This window comes from Methylomonas sp. BG-2 (assembly GCF_057766305.1).
Map to the genome: position 1 here is coordinate 1 of NZ_JBYMAP010000136.1, position 11,613 is coordinate 11,613.

The 11,613-nt window shown below is 55.3% G+C and carries 10 protein-coding genes and 1 pseudogene; 4 read left to right on the top strand and 7 right to left on the bottom strand.

From position 1 onward, the window contains the following. A pseudogene (locus AC3B8H_RS13645) lies at positions 1–191 on the top strand (peptide chain release factor N(5)-glutamine methyltransferase); the annotation flags it as partial. Beyond that, the gene (locus AC3B8H_RS13650; protein ID WP_488442096.1) at positions 188–610 is read left to right on the top strand and encodes a M67 family metallopeptidase; all 423 of its coding nucleotides are present in this window, start codon (positions 188–190) and stop codon (positions 608–610) included. The pseudogene AC3B8H_RS13645 and the gene AC3B8H_RS13650, both read left to right, overlap by 4 nt. A 5-nt stretch (positions 611–615) precedes the next feature. On the opposite strand, the gene AC3B8H_RS13655 is transcribed toward AC3B8H_RS13650, so the two are convergent. From AC3B8H_RS13655 to AC3B8H_RS13675, 5 genes are all read right to left on the bottom strand, one after another. Further along, the gene (locus AC3B8H_RS13655; RefSeq protein WP_488442097.1) at positions 616–2,001 is read right to left on the bottom strand and encodes a sigma-54-dependent transcriptional regulator; all 1,386 of its coding nucleotides are present in this window, start codon (positions 1,999–2,001) and stop codon (positions 616–618) included. Positions 2,002–2,007: 6 nt separating this feature from the next. Continuing rightward, on the bottom strand, positions 2,008–2,946 hold the full coding sequence (locus tag AC3B8H_RS13660; protein WP_488442098.1) for a cation diffusion facilitator family transporter: 939 nt from the start codon (positions 2,944–2,946) through the stop codon (positions 2,008–2,010). Positions 2,947–3,011: 65 nt separating this feature from the next. Then, on the bottom strand, positions 3,012–4,439 hold the full coding sequence (locus AC3B8H_RS13665; protein WP_488442099.1) for a sensor histidine kinase: 1,428 nt from the start codon (positions 4,437–4,439) through the stop codon (positions 3,012–3,014). Positions 4,440–4,584: 145 nt separating this feature from the next. Next, the gene (locus tag AC3B8H_RS13670; RefSeq protein ID WP_488442100.1) at positions 4,585–6,171 is read right to left on the bottom strand and encodes an OprO/OprP family phosphate-selective porin; all 1,587 of its coding nucleotides are present in this window, start codon (positions 6,169–6,171) and stop codon (positions 4,585–4,587) included. Positions 6,172–6,422: 251 nt separating this feature from the next. Further along, positions 6,423–7,274, bottom strand: coding sequence for an HDOD domain-containing protein (locus tag AC3B8H_RS13675; protein WP_488442101.1), 852 nt, complete (start codon positions 7,272–7,274; stop codon positions 6,423–6,425). Positions 7,275–7,456: 182 nt separating this feature from the next. Between AC3B8H_RS13675 and AC3B8H_RS13680 the strand changes: the two genes are divergently transcribed. Beyond that, positions 7,457–9,292 (top strand): EAL domain-containing protein, encoded by a 1,836-nt coding sequence (locus AC3B8H_RS13680; RefSeq protein WP_488442102.1) that lies wholly within the window; start codon positions 7,457–7,459, stop codon positions 9,290–9,292. Between the two features lie 132 nt (positions 9,293–9,424). Next, positions 9,425–9,892 (top strand): hypothetical protein, encoded by a 468-nt coding sequence (locus AC3B8H_RS13685; RefSeq protein ID WP_488442103.1) that lies wholly within the window; start codon positions 9,425–9,427, stop codon positions 9,890–9,892. 38 nt (positions 9,893–9,930) lie between these two features. On the opposite strand, the gene AC3B8H_RS13690 is transcribed toward AC3B8H_RS13685, so the two are convergent. Both AC3B8H_RS13690 and AC3B8H_RS13695 read right to left on the bottom strand, forming a co-directional pair. Further along, positions 9,931–11,271 (bottom strand): sigma-54-dependent transcriptional regulator, encoded by a 1,341-nt coding sequence (locus AC3B8H_RS13690; protein ID WP_488442104.1) that lies wholly within the window; start codon positions 11,269–11,271, stop codon positions 9,931–9,933. After that, positions 11,268–11,613, bottom strand: a 346-nt coding sequence (locus AC3B8H_RS13695) for a sensor histidine kinase (protein WP_488442105.1), incomplete at its 5' end; no start/stop codon positions are given. The genes AC3B8H_RS13690 and AC3B8H_RS13695, both read right to left, overlap by 4 nt.

Consider the following 11,613-nt stretch of genomic DNA (forward strand, 5'->3'; position numbering starts at 1 on the left):
ACATACTCAGCATCGCCGAACAGGCCCGCGGCCATTTGACTTGCGGTGGCCGCTTATTGGTGGAACACGGTTACGATCAAGCTACGCCAGTGCAAGCAATCTTCAAATCACACGGTTACCGGGAGGTCGCAACGCATCTCGACCTAGCCGGCAATCCCCGCGTTACTTCAGGTATATGGCACTCCGCATGAATGAACTGGAAATCCAACTCCCCCGCAAACTGACCAACCAGTTGCTGCATCTGGCGCAACTCTCGCCCGACGCCGAAGTTTGCGGCCTAATCGGCGCCGATGCGAACGGGGTAGCGGTGAGTTGTTACCCGATCGCCAACGATGCCGAAACGCCCGGCAACCGCTTTTTGCTCGACAGCCATCAACAAATTGCCGCAATGAAGCAGATGCGCGATAAAGGCGAAACGCTATTCGCGATTTACCATTCACATCCCAGCGCTCCGGCCGTCCCGTCACCGGCCGACATCGAACAAAGCGGCTATCCGACGGCCTTGCAATTGATCGTATCGCTCAATACCAAGGGCGTCTTGGAATTGCGCGCCTTCCAAATTCACAACGGCGTCAGTCGCGAAGCGATACTGACGATGACCGAATCCTGATCGGCTTACTTACATTTCAGATTGTATTTCTGCACCCGATAGCGCAGGGTCTCGCGGGTCGTGCCCAACATGCGGGCGGCGGCGGTGACGTTTTCGTCGGTCCGGTTCAAGACTTCCTGAATCACGAACTTCTCGATGTCCTGCAAACTCAAGCTGCCGTCCAGCGGCAAATAAATGCCGTCGCCGCGCACGCCGGCCGGCGTTTGGCCGCCGATGTCCGGCAATTGCAGCCATTGCTCCGGAAAATTTTCGTCGCCGGCCAGTAGCACGCAGCGTTCCAGCACGTTGCGCAGCTCGCGGATATTGCCCGGCCAATCGTAACGTTTGAGCGCCTGCCAGGCGGTTTCGGAGATATTGCGGACATTCTTGGCGGACTTGCGGTTGCTGTCGGCAACGAACATCGGTACTAATTCGTCCAAATCCTGTTTGCGCTCGCGTAACGGCGGTACCCTTAGACTCATGACGTTCAGGCGGTGATACAAATCCCGCCGAAACTGCCCGTCCCTGACCTTTTCGGCCAAATCCAGATTGGTCGCGGCGATGATTTGCACGTCGATGTCGATTTCGGACTCGCCGCCCAAGCGGCGAATCCGCAAGTCCTCGACGGCTTTCAACAATTTGGTTTGCAGATCCAAATCCATTTCGCCGATCTCATCGAGAAACAAGGTGCCGGTATGGGCTTGTTCGAACAAGCCGCGATGACGCTTCTTGGCACCGGTAAACGCGCCGGCCTCGTATCCGAACAATTCGGACTCCAACAATTCCCTAGGCAAGGCCGCGCAATTGATTTCGATCAACGGCGCATGGGAGCGCGCGCCCGCACAGTGCAAGATCCGGGCGATCAAGCCCTTGCCGGTGCCGGTTTCGCCGCTGACGATCAGGCTGGAAAACGGCACTTGGGCAATTTGCGTGATCATGTTGCGCAAGGCTAGCGACGCGGGGCTGCCGCCTATCAGCGCATCCACGCTGTAGCGGCGTTGCTGCGCGGTGGCCTGCTGCATGACCCGCCGCTGCGCCCTGGCGCTACGGGCCGCTCCCTCGACCAGCAAATTCAAACGTTCCAATTCGCAAGGCTTCTCGACGAAATCGTAAGCCCCCAAACGCACCGCGCGTACCGAATCGGCGACGCTACCGTAACCGGTCAAGAATACCCATTCGCTGCTGCAGGCGTTTTTATCCTTGATCCGCTCCAGCAAATCCAGCGCATTGCCGTCGGGCAAATTCATATCCGACAAAACCACCAGCGGATCGATCGCCTGTTTCAACAAATGCTCTTCGGCCTCGCGTATCGATTCCGTCACCGAGACTTCCCAGTTTTTCTTTCGGAAAAAACGGGCCAACTCCGAGCCAAGCAAGGTTTCGTCTTCGATAATCAGCAAAGTGTCGCTCATGTTCGGTCAATGCTCCCAGGAGGCAAGGTCTTCAATCGGTTCCAAATGGGTGTCGATGTCGATATTATCGAAGCAATCCATCAAGTGGGCTTCGATTTCCTCCAGCAAATCGTGGCCTTGCTGAACGCTCCAGCCCCCCGGCACCAGCACATGCACCGACATGAAACGCCGGGCGCCGGCGTAACGGGTGCGCAAGGCGTGGTAAGCGATACCACGCTCGACCGCGTAATGTTCAAGCACCTGGATAATTTCCCGGACTTCGTCCGGCGCCATCGCCGCATCCATCAACCCGGCAACCGTCCTGGTAATCAACTGAAATCCGGCCCATACGATTTGCACCGCCACCAGAAACGCAATCAGCGGATCCAGCACGTCCCAACCGGCGAGTCCCAGCTGCCGGGCCAACACCAATTCGTTATCGTAGCGGTTGGCGACCGCGATCAACGCGATACCGCCTAGAATGCCGACCGTGGTCCAGACGTCGGTCATCAAATGCTTGCCGTCGGCTTCCAGCGTAATCGATTGGCGAGCGCGCCCGACACCGATCAATATCCGCGCCACCGCCAGATTGATCAACGATGCGAACACCGACACCGCGATACCTAAATCAAGCTGCTGCAAAGCCTGCGGATGCCAAAGCCGCTCCCAGGCGGCGAAGGCGATGCTGCAAGCCGCCAACACAATCATGATGCCCTCGGCACCGCTGGAAAAATACTCGATCTTTTCGTGACCGTACGCGTGGCTATCGTCCGGCGGCCGAGCGGACACGCTCAGCACAATCACCATGATGACCGCGGCGACCAAATTTATCAGCGACTCCAACGCGTCGGAAAGCAGACCGACCGAATCGGTCAACCAGTAGGCATAACTCTTTAGCGCAATCGTGCTTAGCGCGGCGGCTATCGATAGCCAGCCGTAAGCCGTCAGCGAATTGGATTGAGACATAGGCGGGAAAACGATGAAAAAGGCCGTCTAGTCTAGCAGTTGCCGGCCGCCAGACCCAAGACGATCTAAACGGCGACCGGTAAATTCAGCGTAACGCAGGCGTGCCCGTCCGCGCTGTTGCGCAAATCAAGCTGGCCCTGCCTATCCTTGACGAAACGTTGCACCATCGCCAGACCCAAACCGCTACCGCCGTCCTTCAGGCTAACGAAAGGACGAATGCCGTGCCGCAGGAAATCGCCGCTAAAGCCAGGCCCGCTATCGCTCACCGCCAATAGCAAGCGCCCGTTTTCAACCTTGCCGCTGACTCCGACCCTGCCGCTGTTGGGACCTATCGCCTGTATCGAATTCAACAACAGATTCAGCAATACCTGCCGAAACTCGCTTTCCGGCAGGAATACGTGAACATCGGCGTCGATTTCGCAATCGAAACCGATGTTCTCCTGTGCCTGATACTTCAGCAAGGTCAACAGCTCGGCAACGACCGGCGCGACCGCGATCCGCTGCGCCGCCGCGTCGTTGCCGCGCGCCGAAGCCAGCAAGTCGTTCAGATTGCGGGTCAGGCGTTGCACTTCGCGATAGACTAAATGCATGCGTTCCGCCAAATCGCTGTCGCGGCACTCCGCCAACATATTTTCCAGCGCCAATTGGATACTGGCCAGAGGATTTCGCAGTTCGTGCGCGGTGCTGGCCGCCAGCTCCGCCAGTGCCGCCAAACGCTCGGCCTTGGCTAATTGCTGACTGCGCTCCAGCAGCGCGTGCGTGGTTTGCCGTACCCGATATTCCAGCGATGCGGTATGCTCCAAATGTTCTTGCTCCAATTCCACCAAACGGGACACCAAGTGATTGTAGCGGTCGAACAACGAATGCATCAGCGGATCGGAGGAGGTCCGGCTGATCGGCTTCATTTCGCCTTCCGCCAAGCCGGACAACAAGGTTTTCAACGCGTCCAGCGGCTCCAACACATTGTTCCGGAAGAAATAACTGACCACCCACAGCAACAAGAAGGGCAAGATGACCGCCAGCTGCATTTCCAACTGGCCATCGTCCTCGATGTTGATCAACAGCTTTTCTTCCTCCATGGCTTGCTTGTCCAGCACTTGCTTGATGACCTGCAAGGCTGTCAGCAGATTGGCGCGATCGCCCTGCACCGCCTTGGCAAATATGTCCTGCAATTGCTGCAGATCCACCGGTATCGCCGCATCGTGATCTTGCAGGCTATCGAGCAATTGGGCCTGAATCGCGGCTTTTTGAGCCTTTTCAGCCTCGCTGACGCCTTCGTCGGCCGACAAGCTAAGCTGCAAATGCAGTAATTCGAATATCGTTTCTTCCAGATGTCGGCCGCGGCCGATATCCTGCTCTATCGTGTGAATGCGCTGATCGTTGACCCAGGTCAGCCGGCCGATGGCGGCCAATTCGCCAACCACCAGGATGCCCAGCACGAAGCTGACGAAAATGACCGGACGGAACAGCAGTTGGCGCATCGTGGGGTACATAGGCGAATACCTTGTAGTCAAACAATGCCGGCAAATTTACCACGGTACTCGGTCTCACCCAACGTGCCATAAAAAAACCGCCTCGTCCCGAAGGGAGCGAAGCGGTTTCCGTTAGGCTGAGGCTATCCATGCCTCCGGCATTCGATTAAAAATCGACTTGAGCGCGCAACTCCACGACATCAAAGTTACGGCTGTTATATGCCGCAGAGCGCGCGGACATGCCGTGGGTATCGATATTCAGAGCATGGATAAAGTTAGCCATCAAGCGGATGTGCGAATTGGGATACCAGTTCAAGGCGACTTTTCCGGTGGTGGCACGGCCACCGTTAATGTTGCCATCGACCAGGTTCAGGTAATCGTAGCCCATCGCCAATTCCCAAGCCCCCAACCCACCGCGCGAGCTAAAGTTTTGGTTTGGCTTGATCCTGTCCCAGGCGCCGGTCGAAGCTTTGTACGCTCTCGACTCGCCAGTCAGGAAGTAACTGGCGTAGCCATACCAACCATTTAACATTTCATCGTTATAGCCCTTACCGGAAACATTGGCTTGAATGTACTCGGCTTGAGCCGAGAACGGTCCATAAACCAAGGCGGTTTCCCCGCCGAAGCGAGCGACACGTTGTGCGATACGCGAACCGCTGGCGGTAGTCAGATTGCCGGTATTCAAGATGTAGGTTCTGTCGACATTGGTGTTAATTTGATTGCCGAACGAGATACCGCCATTGCTGTATGTACCGTCGGCCTTGAAATTATTCTCAATTTGCCGCTCGGAACCGGATAAACCGACATGCAGGAATTTGGTTTTGTCTTCGAACCAAGGCAAGCCGGTCAAACGACCGGTAACACCCCAGCCTGTATCGCCGGAACCGTTGTTACGATTAGCGTTCCCCATCGTGTTCAGGGAACTGGTGCTGCTGCTGGCGCCGCCGGCACCGACCGATTCGGTTTGCAGCGCCAAGTTGGCAGTCCAACGCGGTTGGGAATAACCAACGCCCAAACCAACCTTGTAAGCGTTGTCATTATCCGAGAAAGCATTGACCACGTTGTTCCGTTCGATAAAGGTCAAGTAACGGTTGCTGGTTGCTTCTTCCAAACTGAAGGGTTCTTTGAATTGCCCGACTTTGATGCTAAGCGGGTCGTAACCTTTCCAAGCGACGTAAGCGTCGGTGATGCTACTGGCTACCGAGCCGTTGCCGCGAGTAAAGTCATACTCGAATTTGTACAGAAAATCTTTGTAGTAACTACCTTCAACGCCAAGGCGAGCCCGACGAATGCTGGCACCATCCGCCAGCTGGTTGGTCGTCGCGGCGCCGGTAGCGGGCTTGACGTCGCTCATCCCAGAGACGTTGGTTTGCGAGTCGATTTGCATCCGGCCATTGATCGACATTTCGAAGTTGCCATCCTTGCTTTCGAATTTGATGCCTTTGTCGTTGATTTGCAGTTCGCCGAATTTTTCATCCTTGATATGTTCGTCGAGTGCTTTCAATTCGTTGTTTTTCAACGCCAGCTCTTCCTTGATATGTACGATCTCCGCTTTCTGCGCACTCATTTCGGCTTTTTGGCTAGAACCATCTTCCACTCGCTCGAACGAACCCAATTTAGTTCGACCCGGACCCGGCTCGGCAAAGATTTGCTGGGTCTTTGTATCCACGTACAAGTCCAATGCCAGTGCTTGACCGGCCGTACCGGCGCTCAACACCGCCGCCACCGCCAAACCCAGTTTAGAAAACTTCATTTCGATGTCTCCGATATTTAATAAAATCAACACATTACCGAGCCGCTTTCGGCTGATCGGCGAGTTGGGAGGCATTTTAGGCAGGCAATATGACAGCTTTGTGACAGCGTGACGGCGGCGCAAAAAAACGTCGTGTTTTTGCGACAAAGTCCACGAAGCCCGAGAACGTTACAACGGAGCCAGTAAGACGACAGCGGAGTGAAACGGGAAGGCTCCAGCGCCGGAGCAACCGGGCCGGAGCGAGGCGGGCTTCAGTTTTCGGAATAAAACAATTTAAAGATGACTTCGAATTCCATGCTGATGTCATCCAACACCACGCTGAGCTGATCGGGCGTCAAGCCCAGCGCGTCTATCGTGAAGGCATCGTAGGGATTCTCAATTCGGCACAGCAAATTCGCCAGTCTGACGATGGCGGCAATGTCGGCGTGCGGGGCCAGCGTATCCGGATAGCAATGCAACCTGACGCTTTCGACGATGACTTCGGGCAGTTTCCATAGTCGGCAAAGCTCGGCGCCAACCTGAAAATGATCGAAGCCGATGACGTTTTGTTCGATGCGCACTTCGTCGTCGCTTTCCGGGTGCGCTTGCGACTGCAGCAGCAAATCGACTTCGCGCGCCAGCACCGGAATTCGCCGGTAAAACACCAGTTGACCGATGTTGTGCACCAAGCCGCACACGAAGGCCGTGTCGGCGTAACGCCTTCCCAGAACCTTGTCAAGCTCCCTGGCCAGCAGCGCGCAACGCAAATTACGCGCCCAATAATCGTGCATCGACAACAACTGCCCCGGCAGTTCGGAGAACCGCTCGACCACCACCATAGCCAACACCAAGTTCTGTAACTCCCGCATGCCGATCAACGAAATCGCCTTGGCAATCGAACTGACTTGCGACGGAAACCCGTAAAACGCACTGTTGACGATCTTCAAAACCTTCAGCGCCAACGCCGCGTCGTCCTCGATAACGAAGGCGGCGTCGCTAGCTGATTTTTGCGGATCGTCTATGATTTTTTTAAGCAGAAAATAAACATTGGGGGGCGAAACCAACTGGATGTCGCCTCGAAGTAAATCCGAAACGCTTAAACCCGACGATGAAGAAAGTTGCATCTGGATTATTGGAATGAAAATTTAACCTATACTAAACCGAAGCTTTATAGAAACGACTTTAAGCACTCAGTTTAAACCTAGACCATTTATATAATTTTTCAATCCCAACCCTGCTGGATTCCTGCCCACGCTATGGTTTATGATGGTTCAAGATTTCTTCGATACCTGGACGGTATGAACAGATGATTGCCAGTGACGCGCTCAAGGAAAAACTCATCATCGTCGCGGAGCACGACGAACTTGCCGCCCAAAAAATTGCCGCCACTCTCAAGGCCAAAGGCTTTGGGAATCTCCGTTCGGCCAGCAACGGCGAGCAAATTTACGAGATTCTCAAACCCTTCCACGATCAGCCGCAAGCCGTCGGCTTGATTGTGCTGAACGCCAAATTACCGGCCTGCAAGACCTCGGATCTTTGCCATAGCTTGGCCAATGCCAACGAAACGTCGGTGATACCGGTCGTGATCCTGGACGACGAAAACCCCGACTGTAGCGCGTCGCCGTGTCCGCAGGAATACGAGAATTGCCTGGTCTACAAAATCAACAACCCGTTCAACACCCAGGAATTATTGCTGGCGGTCCGCTTTCTGCTCAGTCTGCATCAGGAGCGCTTGCTTCGCTTTAGGCAGGAAGAGCAATTGATCAACGAACTGGCCGCCAAAAGCATCATCGATGCCAAATTGAAGTTTTTGGTCGCCCATGACGAATTGACGGGCTTGTTCAACCGCAGCAGTTTCGAACGCCAGTTGCGTTTGATCCTGAACCGCAGCAACAAATTGCAAAAAGACGGCGCCTTGCTATTCATCGATGTCGATCGCTTTAGTTTGATCAACGAGCTGGAAGGGTTCGAAGTGGGCGACCGCTTATTGGTCGAACTGACGATACTGGTGCGGAAAATGGCGCCGCCGGGCAGTTTGTTTGCCCGAATCGGCGCCGACGAATTCTGCCTGTTTTTGGAAAACAAAACCCAAAAACAGGCCCGAGTATTCGCCGAGACGATCAAGAACGCGGTCGACAATTTCCGCTTTTTCACCGGCGAAGTCTGCTACAGCGCATCGGTTTCCATCGGGATTGCCGCGCTCGACAATTCGGTGGCCGCCGTGCATCCCGGCGAGATGATTCTGCACGCCCGCCAAGCCTGCAACTACGCGAAAAACAGCGGCCGCGACAAGGTGTGCCTCTATAACAGCGAAGATATTTCGGTCAAGGAACGCCGTCGCGATATCTACTGGGTGCCCTTGATTCGCAAGGCCTTGCGCGAAAACAACCTGTTTTTGGTTTTTCAACCGGTCGTCCAGTTATGCGACGGCAATATCTCCCACTACGAAGTGTTGCTGCGCATGCGCGGCGAAAACAACGAAGTGATTACCCCGGACCAATTCATCCCGGTCGCCGAACGCACCGGCTTGATCCATGCGATAGACCTGTGGGTTGTCGAGCACGCCATCGATTTTTTGGCGGCGATGCCGTCTTACATGTCTTACGTGTCGTTGGCGATCAATCTGTCCAGCACCGCCTTCCAGTATCCGGACCTACTGCCGACGATTCGGGACAAGCTGGAATTGACCTGGGTCGAAGCCGGCCGCCTGACTTTCGAAATTACCGAAACCGCCGCCGTCGACAATTTCGAAAAAACCCGCCACATGATCAACAAGATCCGGGCGCTGGGTTGCAAATTCGCGCTCGACGATTTCGGCGCCGGATTCTGTTCGTTCAATTACCTGAAAACCTTTCCGGTCGATTACGTCAAAATCGACGGCCAATTCATCCGTAACTTGCTGGAAAATGAAACTGATCAGATTCTGGTCAAATCCATGGTCGAAATCGCCGCCAAACTAGGCAAAAAAACCATCGCCGAATTCGTCGAATCGGCCAGCACCGCGCTCAAGCTCAAGGAAATCGGGGTTAATTTTGGCCAGGGTTACGCCTTTGGCAAGCCCGACATCAATCTGCTGGATAGCCATAAGGTGTCGATCGCGATATTACTGAATAGCCACCCCAGCCAAACGCCGGTGAAATAAACCGGTTTCTCGGCCGGGAAAATCGCCCGTATTTACCGCTTCGTCCGCGTCTGGTATATTCGCGGCCGGCGTCTACAATTGTCATCGCATTGTTCTTAAACCAAAAAATAATACTTACAAAGGGGAAGGGTTATGGCTGAACTGTTATTCATCGCGACCACGATATTCGTCGCTTACGTCGTGTTTGTGGTCATGGGCGATAAGAAACCCAAGGCGGGCGCCGCCAAACCGGACGCGGCGGTAACGCCGGCGCCGGAACCCACGGCCAGTCAAGCAGAACCGATAAACCCGCCGCCCGTCCCCGCCGCAAAACCCGCCACTCCCCGCCCGTCCACCCGCAAAACCGCCGCCAAGCCGGCGACGCCACCAGCCCAAGCCACCGCGCCGGCCGGCACGGCTGACAGCATCAAAAACCCGAAAACCGGCGAAGTCGCAAAAATTTCCGGCAATTATGCGTTTGCCAAGCGCTGGATCAAGGATGCGTTGGTTGAAGAAGGCTTACTTGAAAAAGTCTATAAAAACAACGAACTGGACGAAGCCGCGACGACTAAAATCCAGGCCGCGCTGCAGCAATTGGCCGCCATGGACAAATACCGCTAACGGAACCCGCTTATCGGCAGCCGGTCCGGCTGCCGCACTCACTCCAGTCCCAGTTTTTTCAGCCGGTAACGCAACGAGCGGAAGGTCAAGCCCAGCTGCTTGGCGGTGGCGGTTTTATTCCAGCGGTTCTCTTCCAGCGCGCTGCTCAGCGCTTTCTTTTCGATGCCCTCCAAATAGCTTTCGAGCGACATCTTTTGCGCGTCGAAATCCTCGGCCGCGGCGGTCTCCAGTCCCAGCGGCAAATTCAAATCGTCAACGTCGATCACATTGCTCTCGTGCAAGGCCAACGCGCGCTCGAGAATGTTTTCCAATTCGCGCACGTTGCCTGGAAAACAGTACCCCTTTAGCGCTCGCCAAGCCGCATCGCTGAGATCGGGAACCTCGATACCGTTGGCGGCGGCCAGCTTCGTCAGCAAGTGGCGGGTCAATTGCGGAATATCGGCCTCTCTGGCCCGCAGCGGCGGCAAGTTCAGCTCGATGACGTTGATCCGGTAGTACAAATCCTGACGAAACCCCCCTTCCTGAACCATTTTCGCCAAGTCCTTGTGCGTGGCGCTCAGCAAGCGCACATCGACCGGGACTTCGCGCTGCTCGCCGACCGGCCGGACTTTCTTTTCCTGGATCGCTCGCAATAACTTGACCTGCAACGGCAACGGCAAATCGGCGACTTCGTCGAGAAACAGCGTCCCACCCTCGGCAGCCTGAAACAAGCCCTGCTTGTCGCTGACCGCGCCGGTAAAACTGCCCTTTTTGTGGCCGAAGAACTCGCTTTCCATTAACTCGAGCGGAATCGCGCCGCAATTGATCGCGACAAAGGGCTGTGAGCCGCGCGGGCTTTGCTGATGAATCAAACGCGCCACCAATTCCTTACCGGAACCAGACTCACCGCTGATGTAAACCGGCGCCTGATTACGCGCCACCTTCTCGATTTTCGAACGTATCCCCCGCATCGGCGCCGAATCGCCCAACAACACATCGCGAGTGCGGCGTTCCTTTTCGGCCACCCGCCCTTGCGAGGCTTGCAACGCGTGATTGACCAACTGCCGCAACACCGCCAAATCGACCGGCTTGGACAGGAAATCGAACGCGCCTTTTTTCATCGCCTTGATGGCGATATCCATATTGCCGTGCGCGGTAATCACCGCCACCGGCAACGCCAGCCCACGGGTCTGAATATGCTCCACCAGTTCCAAACCGTCGCCGTCCGGCAATTTCATATCGGTCAGACACAGATCGAAGCGTTGGTTGGCCAACAATTGCTTGGCGCCGGCCAAATCGGCCGCGCACCGGGTTTGAATATTCATTCGGTTCAACGTAATTTCCAACAATTCCCGAATGTCGGGCTCGTCGTCGACGACCAGCGTAATGGGCATGCTCATATCTCGATTACCGTATTCTCTGCGTTAGCCAACGTGAGTACAAAGCAGGATTTACCGCCATCCTGGGCATAGGAAAGGTCCGCTTGGTTCAATTCGGCCAATGCCTTGGAAATATACAAACCTAGACCGGTACCTTTGTGAGAGGTCGTGAAAAACGGCTCGAACAAGTGAACCAGGTGCTCCGCGCCGATGCCGGGACCGTTGTCGATCACCTTAATCACCGGCTGGTCGTCGGGTAGATCGACTTTGATACGGATTTTGCCGTCTTCCGGCCTGCCGTATCGCAGCGCACTGGCACACAAATTATCCAGAATCTGCTTTAAATGACCTTCGTCGATGCAG

What these genes read in the sequence shown, in the direction of transcription:
- AC3B8H_RS13650 (WP_488442096.1), top strand. Translation starts at nt 188, where the DNA reads ATGAATGAACTGGAAATCCAACTCCCCCGCAAACTGACCAACCAGTTG.
- AC3B8H_RS13655 (WP_488442097.1), bottom strand. Translation starts at nt 2,001, where the DNA reads ATGAGCGACACTTTGCTGATTATCGAAGACGAAACCTTGCTTGGCTCG.
- AC3B8H_RS13660 (WP_488442098.1), bottom strand. Translation starts at nt 2,946, where the DNA reads ATGTCTCAATCCAATTCGCTGACGGCTTACGGCTGGCTATCGATAGCC.
- AC3B8H_RS13665 (WP_488442099.1), bottom strand. Translation starts at nt 4,439, where the DNA reads ATGTACCCCACGATGCGCCAACTGCTGTTCCGTCCGGTCATTTTCGTC.
- AC3B8H_RS13670 (WP_488442100.1), bottom strand. Translation starts at nt 6,171, where the DNA reads ATGAAGTTTTCTAAACTGGGTTTGGCGGTGGCGGCGGTGTTGAGCGCC.
- AC3B8H_RS13675 (WP_488442101.1), bottom strand. Translation starts at nt 7,274, where the DNA reads ATGCAACTTTCTTCATCGTCGGGTTTAAGCGTTTCGGATTTACTTCGA.
- AC3B8H_RS13680 (WP_488442102.1), top strand. Translation starts at nt 7,457, where the DNA reads ATGATTGCCAGTGACGCGCTCAAGGAAAAACTCATCATCGTCGCGGAG.
- AC3B8H_RS13685 (WP_488442103.1), top strand. Translation starts at nt 9,425, where the DNA reads ATGGCTGAACTGTTATTCATCGCGACCACGATATTCGTCGCTTACGTC.
- AC3B8H_RS13690 (WP_488442104.1), bottom strand. Translation starts at nt 11,271, where the DNA reads ATGAGCATGCCCATTACGCTGGTCGTCGACGACGAGCCCGACATTCGG.